13 protein-coding genes are annotated in these 15,714 nt (G+C 71.2%); 6 read left to right on the forward strand and 7 right to left on the reverse strand.

Features of this window, described 5'->3' with window-relative positions; genetic code table 11:
* The 3 genes from QM641_RS01575 to QM641_RS01585 all read right to left on the reverse strand — a co-directional run.
* On the reverse strand, positions 1-364 hold a 364-nt coding region (locus tag QM641_RS01575), incomplete at its 3' end, for a biotin/lipoyl-containing protein (protein ID WP_415112778.1).
* Positions 365-426: 62 nt separating this feature from the next.
* A complete protein-coding gene (lpdA, locus tag QM641_RS01580; protein ID WP_415112780.1) occupies positions 427-1,800 on the reverse strand; it encodes a dihydrolipoyl dehydrogenase in 1,374 nt (457 codons plus the stop codon).
* Positions 1,797-3,257, reverse strand: a complete 1,461-nt coding sequence (locus QM641_RS01585) for a leucyl aminopeptidase (protein WP_415112782.1) — start codon at positions 3,255-3,257, stop codon at positions 1,797-1,799. Before QM641_RS01585 ends, lpdA begins: the two co-directional genes overlap by 4 nt.
* 83 nt (positions 3,258-3,340) lie before the next feature.
* Between QM641_RS01585 and QM641_RS01590 the strand changes: the two genes are divergently transcribed.
* The 3 genes from QM641_RS01590 (at position 3,341) to QM641_RS01600 (ending at position 6,537) form a co-directional block, all read left to right on the forward strand.
* Positions 3,341-4,276, forward strand: a complete 936-nt coding sequence (locus QM641_RS01590) for a proteasome assembly chaperone family protein (protein WP_415112784.1) — start codon at positions 3,341-3,343, stop codon at positions 4,274-4,276.
* A 177-nt stretch (positions 4,277-4,453) separates the two neighbouring features.
* Positions 4,454-5,839, forward strand: coding sequence for an RNA polymerase sigma factor (locus QM641_RS01595; RefSeq protein ID WP_415112786.1), 1,386 nt, complete (start codon positions 4,454-4,456; stop codon positions 5,837-5,839).
* Complete coding sequence (locus tag QM641_RS01600; RefSeq protein WP_415112788.1) at positions 5,836-6,537, forward strand: coenzyme F420-0:L-glutamate ligase; 702 nt, start codon at positions 5,836-5,838, stop codon at positions 6,535-6,537. The genes QM641_RS01595 and QM641_RS01600 overlap by 4 nt, the downstream gene beginning before the upstream one ends.
* A 32-nt stretch (positions 6,538-6,569) precedes the next feature.
* Here QM641_RS01600 and QM641_RS01605 read toward each other — a convergent pair whose 3' ends face one another.
* Positions 6,570-7,592: a sugar-transfer associated ATP-grasp domain-containing protein gene (locus QM641_RS01605; RefSeq protein ID WP_415112790.1), complete on the reverse strand. Its 1,023-nt coding sequence runs from the start codon at positions 7,590-7,592 to the stop codon at positions 6,570-6,572.
* 75 nt (positions 7,593-7,667) lie between these two features.
* Positions 7,668-7,883, reverse strand: a complete 216-nt coding sequence (locus tag QM641_RS01610) for a hypothetical protein (RefSeq protein ID WP_415112792.1) — start codon at positions 7,881-7,883, stop codon at positions 7,668-7,670.
* 191 nt (positions 7,884-8,074) lie between these two features.
* Here QM641_RS01610 and QM641_RS01615 point away from each other — a divergent pair, with 191 nt between their 5' ends.
* Positions 8,075-10,144 carry a DNA gyrase/topoisomerase IV subunit B gene (locus QM641_RS01615; RefSeq protein WP_415112794.1) on the forward strand — a complete coding sequence of 690 codons (2,070 nt, stop codon included), beginning with the start codon at positions 8,075-8,077 and terminating at the stop codon, positions 10,142-10,144.
* Positions 10,145-10,488: 344 nt separating this feature from the next.
* Here the strand turns inward: QM641_RS01615 and QM641_RS01620 are convergent, their stop codons facing one another.
* Positions 10,489-12,936: a DNA gyrase/topoisomerase IV subunit A gene (locus QM641_RS01620; protein ID WP_415112796.1), complete on the reverse strand. Its 2,448-nt coding sequence runs from the start codon at positions 12,934-12,936 to the stop codon at positions 10,489-10,491.
* A gap of 61 nt (positions 12,937-12,997) precedes the next feature.
* Between QM641_RS01620 and QM641_RS01625 the strand changes: the two genes are divergently transcribed.
* Positions 12,998-14,128 carry an alkaline phosphatase family protein gene (locus tag QM641_RS01625; protein WP_415112798.1) on the forward strand — a complete coding sequence of 377 codons (1,131 nt, stop codon included), beginning with the start codon at positions 12,998-13,000 and terminating at the stop codon, positions 14,126-14,128.
* 1 nt (position 14,129) lies between these two features.
* Here the strand turns inward: QM641_RS01625 and sepH are convergent, their stop codons facing one another.
* Complete coding sequence (gene sepH, locus QM641_RS01630; RefSeq protein WP_415112800.1) at positions 14,130-15,182, reverse strand: septation protein SepH; 1,053 nt, start codon at positions 15,180-15,182, stop codon at positions 14,130-14,132.
* 220 nt (positions 15,183-15,402) lie between these two features.
* Here sepH and QM641_RS01635 point away from each other — a divergent pair, with 220 nt between their 5' ends.
* Positions 15,403-15,696 carry a DUF4193 domain-containing protein gene (locus QM641_RS01635; protein ID WP_415112802.1) on the forward strand — a complete coding sequence of 98 codons (294 nt, stop codon included), beginning with the start codon at positions 15,403-15,405 and terminating at the stop codon, positions 15,694-15,696.
* The last annotated feature ends 18 nt before the right edge of the window (positions 15,697-15,714 follow it).

The following is a 15,714-nucleotide window of genomic DNA, read 5'->3' on the forward strand; positions in this document are numbered from 1 at the left end:
CCACGTCCTTCGCTTCTCGGGGGGGCGCGGGGGCCGCCGTAGACGCCGGCGCCGGGGCGGCGGGTGCGGGAGCTGCGGGTGCCGCCGCGGGAGCCGCCGGTGCCGCCGGTGCGGCGGCCAGAGCGGCGCCGTCGCCGATCTTCGCGAGCACCGCGCCGACCTCGATCGTCTCGTCCTCCTGGACCAGGATCTCCTCGAGCACGCCGGAGACGGGGGAGGGGATCTCCGTGTCCACCTTGTCGGTCGAGATCTCGACGAGACCCTCATCGGCTTCGACGGTGTCTCCCACCTGCTTGAGCCAGCGGGTCACCGTTCCTTCGGTGACGCTCTCGCCGAGCGCGGGAAGGACCACGGATGTGCTCATGGGCGTCTCTCCTTCAAAAAGCCGATGTCGGGACTAGCTTAGTGATGCGGGCCGCGTTCGTGTCAGAGGCTGTGCAGCGGCTTTCCGGCCAGCGCCAGGAAGGCCTCGCCGAGCGCCTCGCTCTGGGTCGGATGCGCGTGCAGGAACCCTGCGACGTCCTCGGGGTGCGCCTCCCACCCCACGACCAGCTGGCCCTCGGTGATCAGCTCGCCGACACGATCGCCGACCAGGTGCACCCCGACGACCGGGCCGTCGACCTGTCGGATCACCTTCGCGACCCCCGAGGTGCCGAGGATCTCGCTCTTCGCGTTGCCGGCGAGGTTGAACTCGCGCACCGCGATCGCCTCCGCGCCGAACCGATCTCGCGCCTGCGCCTCGGTCAGTCCGACGGATGCCACCTCCGGACTGCTGTAGGTCACCCGGGGCACGGCGGACTCGGGCACCGGCACCGGGCGCAGTCCCGCGATCTCCTCGGCCACGAAGACGCCCTGCTGGAAGCCGCGGTGGGCCAGCTGCAGACCGGGCACGATGTCGCCGACGGCCCATGCGTGCGGCGCGCTCGTGCGCAGCCGGCCATCGACGCGCACGAAGCCGCGCTCGAGTGCGACGCCCGCCTCCTCCAGCCCGAGGCCCGCGGTCGCGGGGCCGCGGCCGATCGCCACGAGCAGGTAGTCGGAGTCCAGGGCGGTCCCGTCCTCCAGCGACACGGTCACCCCGGCATCCGTCTGCGTGGCCCCGGCGAACCGCACGCCGAGCCTGGCGACGATGCCGCGCTTGCGGAACGCGCGCTCCAGCTGCGCGCTCAGGGCGGGGTCCTCGTTGGGGACGAGGTGGTCGAGGGCCTCCACGACGGTGACCTCGGCACCGAGCGAGCGCCAGGCGCTGGCGAACTCGACGCCGATCACGCCGCCGCCGAGGATCGTGACGCGCTCGGGCACCTCGTCGAGGGCGAGCGCCTGCTCGCTCGCGATGATGCGGCCGCCGAGGTCCAGCCCCGGGAGAGTACGGCTGTACGACCCGGTCGCGAGCACCACGTCGGCACCGCGGTAGAGGTCGTCGCCGACGGCGACCGCGCGATCGGCGGTGAGCCGGCCGCGCCCCGGCACGACGGTGATGCCGCGGGCCTTGATGAGCCCCTGCAGGCCCGCGAACTTCTTCGCGACGATGCCCTCGCGGAAGCGGCGCAGGCCAGCGGCGTCGATGCTGGTCAGCTGCGCCTGCACCCCCGCCTCCGCCGCGGTGCGCACGTGGTCGGCGACCTCCGCGGAGTGCAGGAGCGCCTTGGTGGGGATGCAGCCGCGGTGCAGGCACGTGCCGCCGAGCTTGTCCGCCTCGACGAGCGCGACGGTGCGGCCGAGCTCGACGGCGCGCAGCGCGGTCGCGTAGCCGCCGCTGCCGCCGCCGACGACCACGACGTCGAACGCGTGCTCGGTCATGCCGACGCCCCGCTCACGAACTCGACGAGCGAGCGCACCATCGCGCCGGTCGGGCCCTTGTCGGTGACGCCGTGGGGGCCCGCCTTGTTCATGCCGACGCCGGCGATGTCCAGATGCACCCACGGGATGCGGGCGGCGTCGGCGTCGTCGGACACGCGCCCCACGAACCGGCGCAGGAACAGTCCGGCGAACAGCGAGCCGCCGGCCGGGTCGCCCATCTTGGCGTTCTGCAGGTCGGCGATGGGGGACTCCAGCTCGTCCTCCATGTGCGCCGGCAGCGGCAGCTGCCAGGCGAGCTCGCCCGCACGCCGGGCCGCGTCGAGGAACTCGGCCACGGCGTCGTCGTCTCCCATGACGCCGGCGTGCCGCGTGCCCAGGGCCACCGTGATCGCACCGGTGAGGGTGGCGACGTCCACGATGACGTCAGGATGCGCGCGGCTGGCGGCCACCAGCCCGTCGGCGAGCACCAGGCGTCCCTCCGCGTCGGTGTTGAGCACCTCGACGGTGGTTCCGTCGAGGATCCGCAGCACGTCGCCGGGGCGTGTGGCCCGGCCGGAGGGCATGTTGTCGGCCACGCACAGCCAGCCCGACACCCGCACCGGCAGGGCGAGGGCGGCCGCGGCGCGCACGACGGCGAGCGCGGTCGCGGCGCCGCACATGTCGTATTTCATCCCGACCATGCCGGCGGCAGGCTTGAGCGAGAGCCCGCCGGTGTCGAAGGTGATGCCCTTGCCGACGACTGCGATGTGGCGCGCGGCGCCCTCGGGCGCGTAGTCGAGTCGCACGAACCGCGGCGGCCGGTCGGAGCCCTGCCCGACACCCAGGATGCCGCCGAACCCCTGTGTCGCGAGCTGCTGCTCGTCGAGCACCTCGACCGACACGGGAAGGCCGGCGACGGCGTCGACCGCGCGGCCGGCGAAGTCCTCTGGTCCGAGCCACTCGGCCGGGGTGGTCACGAGGTCCTTCACGAGCGCGACGGCGGCCCCGATCGCACGCACTCGGTCCAGCTCGGGCTCCTCGTCGTCGGCGGCGTGCACGGTCACCTGCGCGGCACGCCGCGGACTCGCGCTGCTCTTGTAGTCCGCGAAGCGGTAGCCGCCCAGGATCGCGCCCTCCGCCGCCGCCCGCCACGCCCCGGCGGGGGCCGCCACCGCGATCGTGTCGAAACCCGTGGTGGAGCGGATCGCCGCGCCCACGGCGTCGCGCACGGCCTCCGCGCCGGGCTGCGCTCCCGTGCCCACGACGACGAGCGGCTTGTCGGTCGCTGCGGGCGCGAATGCGCGCACGACAGCTCCGGGCGCGCCGGTGAAGCCGATCGCCGTCAGCGCATCGCCGAGACCGGGCCAGGCGGCCAGCTGCTCGGCGGCGTCCGCGAGCGGCGGGAGGGGGAGCACGAGCGCATCGGCATCCGATTCGCGCAGGGGACGGGTGCTGTGCGAGAGCTCCGGAAACGGCATGGCTCCCATCCTAGGTCGCGGGTGTTCGCTGTCAGCGGGACGCTGGGGGCCCGCCCGCGGACCCGGGCTCGTAGAGTTGAGACGTGCCTGCATCCGGTCCTCTCTACGAGCGCGTCGCCTCCGCCCCGCCCGTGCCGGGCGGACTGCCGTTGATCGTCGCGCTGACCGGGTTCACGGATGCCGGTGGCGCGGTCTCGCAGGTCATCGACTTCTTCCGCGAACAGCTGCATCCCGCGCCGGTGGTCTCGTTCGTCAACGACGTGCTGCTGGACTACCGGGCGCGCCGTCCCGTCATCTCCTTCCAGGCCGATCACCTCACCGACTACCGTCCTCCGCGGCTGGAGCTCTCGCTCGCCCACGACGCGCTGGGGCACCCCTTCGTCCTCCTGTACGGCTACGAGCCGGACTTCGCCTGGGACTCGTTCTCGGAGACCGTCGTGGGTCTGGCCGAGGGGCTGCAGGTGTCGTCGGTGACCTGGGTGCACGCCATTCCGATGCCGGTGCCGCACACCCGCCCGATCGGGACCACCGTCAGCGGCACGAGAAGCGAGCTCACCCAGGCGCACTCGGTATGGCAGCCGCACACGCAGGTGCCGGCCACGGTCGGGCACCTGCTGGAGCACCGGTTCGCGCAGGCGAACGCGCGGGTCTGCGGATTCGTGCTGCTGGTGCCGCACTACCTCGGCGATACCGACTACCCGGGGGCTGCGATCGCTGCGCTGGACAGTCTCTCGGTGGCATCCGGACTGGTCTTCGACAGCGATGCGCTCCGCGAGCAGAATCGCGAGTACGTGGAGAAGGTGGACGAGCAGGTCTCCGGCAGCGAGGAGCTGTCCGCGATGCTGCACACTCTGGAGGAGCGTTACGACGCCTACATGGCGGGCTCGAACCTCGGTCAGCCCATCATCCACGAGGGCGATCTGCCGAGCGCGGACGAGATCGCGGCAGAGCTGGAGCGCTTTCTCGCGACCCGCCCCTCCGGCGAGGACGAGTGGCGCGGCCGGTCCTTCCCGGAATAGTCCGTCCGGTGCCGCGGTTGCCTCCAGAGGGTCTTGCGCGAATCGTTCGTTCGGAGTATGCGACAATGGATGATCCTGACCCGTTGTCACCTCATCCGGCTCACCCGCCCGGGGACTTGACAAGGGGCTTACTAGTGTCCGAAACCCCGACGGGACTCCGTCGGTGAAAGGCAAGACGTGACGTCAGGCACGAAGACCACCCGTAGCCGTGCGACCGAGGCCACCGAGGACGAGACGACGCCGTCCGTCGCGAGTAAGCCGACCACCCGCAGCCGCGCGGCGAAGCCGACCGCGGCGAAGACTCCCGTGAAGACGACCGCGGCCAAGGCTGCTGCGAAGGCTGCTCCCGCGAAGGCCCCCGCGGCCAGGAGCAAGGCGGCGGCCAAGACGAAGGCCGCGGCGCAGACCGAGCCCGAGGACGAGGTCGTCGAGGTCGACGCGGAGGAGGTCGGGGTCGACGATGCGGAGCTGGTCGAGGCCGCCGCCCCGGAGAAGGGCGACGCGAAGGCGGATGCCTCGGACGAGGACGACGAGGACGACGACAAGCCGGCCAAGCCGGCGTTCTCCGAGCCGCTGCCCAGCGGCGCGATCGTCATCTCCTCCAGCGACGAGGACGACATCCCCGTCTACTCGACGCAGATCACCGGCGCGACCGCCGACCCGGTCAAGGACTACCTGAAGCAGATCGGCAAGGTGCCGCTGCTGAACGCGGCCGAAGAGGTCGAGCTGGCGATGCGCATCGAGGCGGGCCTGTTCGCCGAGGAGAAGCTGTCGCACATGTCCGCGGCCGAGAAGTCGAGCCAGCTGGGCCTGGACCTCCAGTGGGTCGCCCGCGACGGCCAGCGCGCCAAGAGTCATCTGCTCGGCGCCAACCTGCGCCTGGTCGTCTCGCTCGCCAAGCGCTACACCGGCCGCGGCATGCAGTTCCTGGATCTCATCCAGGAGGGGAACCTCGGCCTCATTCGCGCGGTCGAGAAGTTCGACTACACCAAGGGCTTCAAGTTCTCCACCTACGCGACGTGGTGGATCCGCCAGGCGATCACCCGCGCGATGGCAGACCAGGCCCGCACCATCCGCATCCCGGTGCACATGGTCGAGGTGATCAACAAGCTCGCCCGCGTGCAGCGGCAGATGCTGCAGGACCTCGGTCGGGAGCCCACGCCCGAGGAGCTCAGCCGCGAGCTCGACATGACGCCCGAGAAGGTCGTCGAGGTGCAGAAGTACGGCCGTGAGCCGATCTCGCTGCACACCCCGCTCGGCGAGGACGGCGACAGCGAGTTCGGCGATCTCATCGAGGACACCGAGGCGGTCGTCCCGGCCGACGCGGTGGGCTTCACGATGCTGCAGCGTCAGCTCGAGTCGCTCCTGGACTCGCTCTCCGAGCGCGAGGCGGGCGTCATCCGCATGCGCTTCGGACTCGGCGACGGCCAGCCCAAGACGCTCGACCAGATCGGCGACACCTTCGGGGTCACGCGCGAGCGGATCCGCCAGATCGAGTCGAAGACGATGGCCAAGCTCCGGCATCCGTCGCGCTCGCAGTCGCTGCGGGACTACCTCGAATGAGCGGACAGGCCAACGACGGCAAGGCCCTCGAGGTCGACGTCGACGGAGTGCGGTACGCGCGGATCCCGATCCGCACCCACGTCGTCATGCCCGGCGACGACCTGGATGCCGTCGTCTCCGAGTACGCGCGCGAGCTCCTGGAGCCGGGCGATGTGCTGTTCGTGACCGAGAAGATCGTCGCGATCACGCAGGGCCGCTCGTACGCGCTCACCGACATCGCGCCGCGGCGGCTCGCCCGTCTCCTCTCCCGGTTCGTCGTCAAGACGCCGTACGGCATCGGGCTCGGCATGCCCGAGACGATGGAGATGGCCCTGCGCGAGTGCGGCACGCCCCGCATCCTGTTCGCGGCCGCGGTGAGCGCCGTCACGAAGGCTTTCGGCCGCCGCGGGGACTTCTACCGCATCGCCGGCGACAAGGCGCGCGCGATCGACGGGCCCACCAGCGGCACCATCCCGCCCTACAACGAGTCGGTCGTGCTCGGTCCGAAGGATCCGACCGGTGTCGCCCGTCGACTGCGGGCGCTCCTGGGCGGCGAGCAGGACGTCGCGATCGTCGACATCAACGACATCGGCGGCAACATCCTCGGCTCCACGCTCGACAAGGCCGCCGAACGCCGCCTGGTGCGGATTCTCGGCGACAACCCGCTCGGCCAGGAGCGCCAGTCCACGCCCCTGGGCATCGTGCGCGTCGCCCGGTAGGCCGGCCGAGCAGGCTCCCGGCGACGGTTCGCTCAGAAGCCCATCGCGGCGCGATAGCGGGGCAGGTGCCCGGTGCGGATGCCGGTGGCCGTCGGCTTGTTCTCGAACACGCCCGCGCCCCAGTTCCCCTCCACGAGCACGGGCCGTTCCGGGCCGACCACGACGTCCCAGCCGACGTAGCGGACCTCCGGGATGACAAGGGCGACCTGCGTGATCAGCTCCCGCAGCTGATCCATCAGGGGGAGCTGGAAGTCCGCGATGCGGTACCCGGTGTCGGGATGGGTCTCGAAAAGGTGTCCGCTCGTGTCGTAGCCCTTGCCGAGCGCATGGCCGTTCTCGTCGAGCACCGTGTAGAAGCCGCCGAACGAGGCCTGGTCGCTGACCCCGCCGCGCCCGAACTTCTGGGCCATGTTGATGATCTCGACGGTGCCGTCGTCCTTGACGAAGGTCGTGACCCGGGTGGTGTTGACCGTTCCGGGGCAGACGGCGGAGAGGTCTTCGTGCTGCTCGATCCTCTCTTCGACGAGCACCTCGTCGCGCTCGAGCAGTTCGGCGTGGAACGCCTTCCAGTCGGTCACGTCGGCGGACTGGTAGCGCCGCACGCCCAGTCCTGACTTGCTCACCGGCACCTTTCCGATGAGGACCGGATGCCGTTGGGCGAACTCCTGGAGCTCGTCGGCGTTGCCGGGGACCAGCTCGAGCCACTCGCGTCCGAGGAAACGGTCGAAGTCGCGGTTGAATGCGACCTTGTGGTGGAAGCGGTGCACCTGGGCGGGGTCGTCGTAGCGGTTGGACAGTTCCAGTGCGAGCGGGCTCGTGACCCACGTCGCGCGCTCGGCGCGCGAGAGGATCGCGAAGTCGAACTCGATGTAGTCGTTGAAGCCGACACGGTGCCGGCCGGCGGACCAGAGCATGTCGGCCAGGACCAGCGGGTACTTCTTGCCATGCACGCGCGCGGTCTCTTTGGCGCGCGAGGTCACCGAGGCGATGTCGATCTTCCGGGCCCGTTCGACCAGGACCCCCAGACGGTGCGAGAACGGGAGGCGCGAAGCCATGGACTGTCTCCTCGGAACGAAGGTCGGGCACACCAGTTTACGGTGGCGCGACCCGCCGATCCGGGATGCCGGGGATCAGACGGTCAGTCGTGCCGTCTCGTCGTGCCAGCTGGTGGCGACGGCTCGCAGCTTCTCCTCGTACTTGCGGCCGTGGTGGGCGCAGAAGAGCAGCTCGCTGCCGTTGACCTCGGCGGCGACATAGGCCTGAGCACCGCACGAGTCGCACCGGTCGGTCGCCGAGAGGCGGTAGACGAGGTCGGCGATCGGCTGTGCGGCGGTCGACGTGCTCATGATGTGCTCCCCGGGTGCGGATGGTCCGTGCAAGACATGTAACCACGCGCTCCCCGGGAAGATGCCGCGATGCCCGCGCATTTCGCTGTACGCGTACTGGTGCGCGCCGGCATCCGGGTGGTGACCACGGATCGTCGACCCGCGCGTGTGCTGCGCAGCCGGGTCGGCGGCCGCGGATACGCTGGAGCACTGTGACCGCCGAGTACTCCGCACACCACCTCCAGGTGCTCGAGGGGCTCGAGGCCGTTCGCAAGCGCCCCGGCATGTACATCGGCTCGACCGACTCCCGGGGCCTCATGCACTGCGTGTGGGAGATCATCGACAACGCGGTGGACGAAGCTCTCGCCGGCCACGGCGAGCGCATCGATATCGTCCTGCGCGCCGACGGGGGCGTGGAGGTCCACGACCGGGCCCGCGGCATCCCGGTCGACATCGAACCGCGCACGGGCCTGTCCGGCGTCGAGGTCGTCTTCACCAAGCTGCACGCGGGGGGCAAGTTCGGCGGGGGCTCCTACGCGGCATCCGGCGGCCTGCATGGCGTCGGCGCGTCGGTCGTCAACGCGCTGTCGGAGCGGCTCGACGTCGAGGTCGACCGGGGCGGCAAGACGTGGGCGATGTCGTTCCACCGCGGCGAGCCGGGCGTGTTCGCGGGCGACGAGCCGGATGCCGCGTTCACTCCGTTCGAGCGCTCCTCCGAGCTTCGCGTGGTGGGCAAGGTCGCCCGCGGGGTGACGGGAACCCGCATCCGGTACTGGGCCGACCGGCAGATCTTCACGAAGGATGCCGCCTTCCACCTCGACGAGCTGGAGCAGCGCGCCCGCCAGACGGCGTTCCTCGTGCCGGGGCTGGAGATCGTCGTCGTCGACGAGCGCGGTGACGAGCCGAAGACGACGAGCTTCCGTTACGACGGCGGGATCTCGGAGTTCGCCGACTTCCTCGCCCCCGACGCGGCGGTCACCGACACGTGGCGGCTGACGGGCTCCGGTACCTTCACCGAGACGGTGCCGGTGCTGCAGGCATCCGGCGCCATGGTGCCGACCGACGTGGAGCGCGAGTGCCACGTCGACATTGCCCTTCGCTGGGGCACGGGTTACGAGACCGTGACGCGTTCGTTCGTGAACATCATCGCGACGCCGAAGGGCGGCACGCACCAGCAGGGGTTCGAGCAGGGCCTCATGAAGGTGCTGCGCGCGCAGGTCGACCAGAACGCGCGCCGGCTGAAGGTCGGCAACGACAAGCTCGAGAAGGACGACATCCTCGCGGGGCTCACCGCCGTCCTGACGGTGCGCCTGGCGGAGCCCCAGTTCGAGGGGCAGACCAAGGAGGTGCTGGGCACGCCCGCCGTGCGGCAGATCGTGGCGAGTGTCGTGACGCGTGAGCTAACTGCACGGTTCGCCTCCACGAAGCGCGACGACAAGACGCAGACGGCGCTCGTCCTCGACAAGATCGTCTCCGAGATGAAGGCGCGCATCTCGGCGCGCACGCACAAGGAGACGCAGCGGCGCAAGAACGCGCTGGAGTCGTCGACGCTTCCTGCGAAGCTCGCCGACTGCCGCACGAACGACGTCGCCGAGTCCGAGCTGTTCATCGTCGAGGGCGACTCCGCCCTCGGCACGGCGAAGCACGCGCGCAATAGCGAGTATCAGGCGCTGCTGCCGATCCGGGGCAAGATCCTCAACGTGCAGAAGGCGTCGATCAGCGACATGCTCTCCAACGCCGAGTGCGCCGCGATCATCCAGACGATCGGCGCCGGCTCGGGGCGTTCGTTCGACCTCGCGGGGGCTCGCTACGGCAAGATCATCCTGATGAGCGACGCCGACGTCGACGGCGCGCACATCCGGACGCTCCTGCTGACGCTCTTCTTCCGGTACATGCGCCCGCTCATCGAGGACGGCCGCGTCTACGCCGCCGTGCCGCCGCTGCACCGCGTCATCGTCGTGAACCCCGGATCGAAGCCGAACGAGACGATCTACACGTACAGCGAGAAGGAGCTGCACGCCCTGCTCGCGAAGCTGCGGAGATCGAACCGCCGCTGGCAGGAGCCCGTGCAGCGGTACAAGGGACTCGGCGAGATGGATGCCGATCAGCTCGCCGAGACGACGATGGATCGCGCCGGACGGTTGCTGCGACGCGTGCAGGTGACGGATGCCGAGGCCGCGGCATCCGTCTTCGAGCTGCTCATGGGCAGCGACGTGGCACCCCGCCGCGAGTTCATCGTGAGCTCGAGCGACGCGCTCGACCGCGAGAGCATCGACGCGTAGCTGTCGGTCACGACGCGCGCCGAGGCCGTCGCCCGCGCGCGGTGAGCCACGCGCACCCTCTGAGCCGCGAGGCCGAAGCTCCGCGAGACCTCAGGTCTGCACCGTTTCGGGGCGGAAAGCGGTGCAGATGCGAGGTCTCGCGAGACGGCGGGTCTGTTCCGGCGTGGGTTGGCGCGTGTGGCCGCGGTGGTTGCCGGGGCGACCATCTGGGCCAGGTGAGTGCGGACGCGTCGGCTGAGGTTGGCGCATTCTGCCGCGGTGAGCCGGTCGCGGCGACGATGTGGGCCAAGTTTGGCGCCGCGCGGCGAGGCACGAGCGATGCACGCAGCAGGCGGTGCGGCTGATCAGCGGACGGCGGTGCCGACGGCGGCGACCACGGCGTCGAGCGGGATGCCCGAGGCATCCCGCCTCGCGCCGGCCTCCGGCAAGCGGCGGACGGCGCCGTCCGCGCCGACCGCGCGCGGCTCCACCCCGACCCAGGCGAGCCGCAGCGTGTCCTCGCCTTTCAGGAAGCGCTGTGCGCGCACGCCGCCGGTGGCCCGCCCCTTCGGCGGGAACTCGGCGAACGCCGACACCTTGCCGCTTCCGGCATCCGCCCCGGCGAGCGCCGAAGCCGATCCCGCGACCGTCACCACGACGGTCTCCTCCGACGGTGACACCGCAGCGAACGCGACGACCTGCTCTCCACTCGTCACCCGGACGCCGGCCATGCCCCCTGCCGCGCGCCCCTGCGGGCGCACGGCATCCGCCGCGAATCTCAGCAGCTGCGCGTCCGACGTGACGAACACGAGTTCGTCACCGTCGGCCGCCACCCCCGCGCCGACGACGCGGTCACCGGGTTTGAGCGAGATGATCTCGACGTCGGTCCGCCCCGCCGGCAGCTCGGTCGCCGCGACCCGCTTCACGATGCCCTGCGCGGTTCCCAATGCCAGCGGCGCCTCGCCGTCGAGGGGCAGGATCGCGACGACGTGCTCGGCGCCGGACAGCCCCAGGTACTGGTCGGCGCGGGTGCCCGCCGCGAGCTGCACGGAGTTGCCCGGCACCGACGGCAGGTCGACGGGGGAGAAGCGCACCAGCCGGCCCGCCGAGGTCACCGCCCCCACGTCGCCCCGCGTCGTCGCATCGACCGCAGAACGGATCGCGTCGTGCTTCGACCGCCTCGTGGGAGCCACGACGGCACCCGAGTCGTCGAGCTCGGCGCGCACCATCCGCCCCGTCGCCGACAGGAACACGCGGCACGGGGCATCGGCGATCTGCAGATCGGCGGGCGCGGCGCCGCGCGAGCGCGGAACAGGCGCGCCGCCGTTGAGCAGCAGCGTGCGGCGCGGCGTGCCATAGGCCTCCGCGGCCGCGTCGAGCTCGCGCGCGACCTGCGCGCGCAGCAGAGCGTCGCTCGCGAGCAGCGCCTCGAGCTCGGCGATCTCGGCCTTCAGCGCGTCGCGCTCGTTCTCCAGCTCGATGCGGGAGAAGCGCGTGAGGCGCCGCAGCCGCAGCTCGAGGATGTACTCCGCCTGCGCCTGGCTGAGGTCGAAGACCCCCATCAGGCGCTGGCGGGCCTGCTCGCCGTCATCCGAGCCGCGGATGACCTGGATGACCTCGTCGATGTCGAGGATCGCGATGAGCAGGCCCTCGACCAGGTGCAGCCGCTCGTTCTTCCGCGCGAGCCGGAAGCGGCTGCGCCGCGTGACGACCTGGATGCGGTGGTCGAGGTAGACGCGCAGCAGCTCGACGAGGCCGAGCGTCTGCGGCTGTCCGCCCACGAGCGCGACGTTGTTGATGCCGAACGAGTCCTCCAGGGGCGTGAGCCGGTACAGCTGCTCGAGGACGGCGTTCGGATCGAACCCCGTCTTGATCCCGATGACGAGCCGCAGCCCGTGGTTGCGGTCGGTCAGGTCGGCGACGTCGGCGATGCCGGTGAGCTTTTTCGCACCGACGGCATCCTTGATCTTCTCGATGACGCGCTCGGCGCCGACCATGTACGGCAGCTCGGTCACGACGAGGCCCGTGCGCCGCGGGGCGATCTGCTCGACCGATACCTTCGCGCGCGTGCGGAACGTGCCGCGTCCCGTCGCGTAGGCCTCTCGGATGCCGTCGAGGCCGACGATGATGCCGCCGCCGGGAAGGTCCGGCCCGGGCACGAACCCCATGAGGTCGTCGAGCGTCGCGTCCGGATGCTCCAGCAGGTGCACGGCCGCCGACACGACCTCGATGAGGTTGTGCGGCGCCATGTTGGTCGCCATGCCGACGGCGATGCCCGTCGCGCCGTTGACGAGCAGGTTGGGGAACGCGGCCGGCAGCACTTCCGGCTGCTGGAACTGCCCGTCGTAGTTCGGGATGAAGTCGACGACGTCCTCGTCGAGGTTCTCGGTGAGCGCGAGCGCCGGCGGCGCGAGACGCGCCTCGGTGTAGCGCGCGGCGGCGGGTCCGTCGTCGAGCGAGCCGAAGTTGCCGTGGCCGTCGACGAGCGGCACGCGCAGCGCGAACGGCTGTGCGAGGCGCACGAGCGCGTCGTAGATGGCGGAATCGCCGTGCGGGTGGAGCTTGCCCATCACCTCGCCGACCACGCGCGCGCTCTTGACATGGCCGCGATCGGGCCGCAGTCCCATGTCGGCCATCTGGAATAGGATGCGGCGTTGCACGGGCTTGAGCCCGTCGCGCGCGTCGGGCAGCGCACGCGAGTAGATGACCGAATACGCGTACTCGAGGAACGAGCCCTGCATCTCCGCGGAGACGTCGACGTCCTCGATGCGGCCGTGATCGGCGGGGAGGGGTGCGGTGCGCGGCGCTGCCATGGATCTGAGCGGTCCTCCGGGACGGGAACGGTCCACCCCGCCGTGTGCGAGACTGGCCCGGATGTCCCTCAGCCTACCGGCGGACCCCCCGTCGTCCCGGAGCCTCACCGGTGTCGTGCCGCAGCTGCTGCGATCGCTCGAGGGGGACTCCGAGTGGTTCCCGCCGGCCCGTTCGGCGCTCGTGCTGCTCGTCGACGGCCTCGGTCGCGGCAACCTTTCCGCACGTGCCGGTCATGCCCGGTTCCTCGTCTCACGCATGACGAAACGGGATGCCGCGCGTACGGTGTTCCCGTCCACCACGGCATCCGCCCTCACGAGCCTGCTGACCGGCGAGGCGCCCGGCGTGCACGGCCTGGTCGGCTACCGCGTGCGCGTCCCCGGGACGGATGCCGCACCGAACCAGCTGAAGGGGTGGGAGCGCGACGGCCTCGACCCGTACACCTGGCAGCGCGCCCAGCCGATCCTGGAGCGCGAGGCGGCCGCCGGCCGGCCCTGCTTCGTCGTCTCGAGGGCGAAGTACGCGGGCACCGGCTTCACCGAGGCGATCCTCCGCGGCGGCGTGTTCGTCGGGGCCGACACCGTCGCCGAGCGCGTCGCGATCGGCGCCGACCTCGCCGCGCGGAATCCGGGCGCCCTCGTCTACGTGTACACCCCCGAGCTCGACACCGTCGGCCACGCGCGCGGCGCGGAGTCCGACGCGTGGGCGGCCGCCCTGGAGCAGGTCGACGACGCCGCGCGAGCCCTGCACGAGGCGCTGCCCCGCGGTGTCGGAGCGGTCGTGACGGCCGACCACGGCATGGTGGATGTGCCGCGGGACCGCCACGTGCTGCTGACCATCGGCGACGAGCTGCTCGACGGCGTGCGGATCGTGGCCGGCGAGCCGCGAATGCTGCACCTGTACGCCGACGAGCCCGCGGCGGTGCTCGCCCGCTGGCGCGCCCGCGAGGCGGCGCGGTCCTGGGTGCTCTCGCGCGGGGAGGCGATCGCCGCGGGACTGTTCGGCCCGCGGGTCGACGCCGAGGTCGAAGACCGCATCGGCGATGTGCTCGTCGCCGCGCGCTCCGATGTCGCCTACTACGACGACCGCGTCGTGGACAAGAAGCCGCAGGGCATGGTCGGTCAGCACGGCTCGCTCACCGACCGGGAGCGGATCGTGCCGCTCATCCGGCTCGGCGCCTACGGAGAGCGCTGAGTCAGCCGTCCTCGGTGCGCGCCCCGAAGACGATCTCGTCCCACGTGGGCATGGCGGCGCGGCCGCGCTTGCGTCCCGCCTCGCCATGGGATGCCTCGTCGGCGCGCGACGGCTCCACTCGACGGGCGGGCGCCGGCTCGTCGAACAGCGGGAGCTCGGCGTCGTCGAAGCCGGGCTCGAGCGCGTCGAACAGGGCCACCGGGGCGTGGGCGGGGGACTCAGCCCCTTGCGGGGCGGGCATGGCCTCGCGCTGGCCGCGGCGGCGGCGCAGGGCCTCGAGGAGGTCGGCGGTGTCGGCGCTGGTGACCTCGGCCTCCGGTGCGCGGTTGATCGCGGCATCCTGCGCCGCGCTCGGGGCGGCCGGACGAACCACCGGGGGCTCGAAATCCGGCTCGGGCTCGGCGAGCCGGCGCGGTCCGAACGCCCCGCTGTCGAAGCGCGACTCGTCCTTGACGGTCTGGGCGTCCAGGGCCCGCAGGCGAGGGATGAGGCCCTCGGGGAGAGACCCTTGACGAGACAGCTGCACCGCGTCGGAGTTCAGCGGCGACAGCGTGGATCGACGGGGATCGAACGACCAGCGGGCATCGTGATCCACCTCGTTCGCGGTGAACTCGACCTTGACGATCCACCCGGTGAGGTCGCGCCAGCTCGTCCAGCGCTCGGCGGTCGCGCCGGCCTCGGCCAGCTTGATGCGCACGGCGGTCCCGAACGTCGGCTGCGCGTCGAACTCGAGCTCGCCGCCCATGAGGACGGGCACTGCGAGCGCTTGCCCGACGATGTACTCGCGTTCGGCCAGCACCGGACCCTCGTAGCGGACGACGTCCTCGACACGGATGCCGAACAGGCTCGCCACCTCGTCGGAGGACAGCCCGGCGCGGATCTGCGCCTGGATCTCCCGGGGGCTCGGCCGAGTCGCGCGCTGCTGGGCGGCGGGGGCGGTACGCCGCACCTGTGCGCGCAGCGCCTCGTTCACCGGAAGCGAGAAGCGCTCCCCGGACTCCGTCGCGAGGACCAGGACGTCCTCTTCCGTGCCGATGATCTTGAGCTGTTCCATGCGAAACGCGCCTCCACAACCTGGGTGTCCCGCCCATGCTGACACAGGGCGTCGCGGCCTCCGGGAATATCGTGGGCGCGCCGCGAGTTTGCCGAAGCGCGCGCAGCGGACCGGCGACCCGATGCCTCTCATTTGCGAAAAGCAGGCCCATCGTGCAAACTATCGCCGCCCCTCGGGGTGCGACCCGGCACTTTTTTCTGGAAGTTGAGACGTTCGAGCCATGGCCACGGATTACGACGCCCCGCGCAAGACCGACGACGACAGCGAGTCGATCGAGGCGCTCAAGGAGCGCGTGCCCGACAAGCTGTCCGGCTCCGTCGACGTCGAGGACTCGGACAACCCGTCCGGGTTCGAGCTTCCCGGTGCCGATCTCTCCGACCTCGAGCTGGACGTGGTCGTGCTGCCGCCGCAGGAGGACGAGTTCACCTGCATCGAGTGCTTCCTCGTGAAGCACCGCACCCAGATCGACCACGAGACGCCGGTGGGCGCGGTGTGCACGGAGTGCGCGGCCTGATCGGGAGCGCGGTGGTGT

Source organism: Microbacterium sp., assembly GCF_047605725.1.
Taxonomy (GTDB): Bacteria; Actinomycetota; Actinomycetes; order Actinomycetales; family Microbacteriaceae; genus Microbacterium.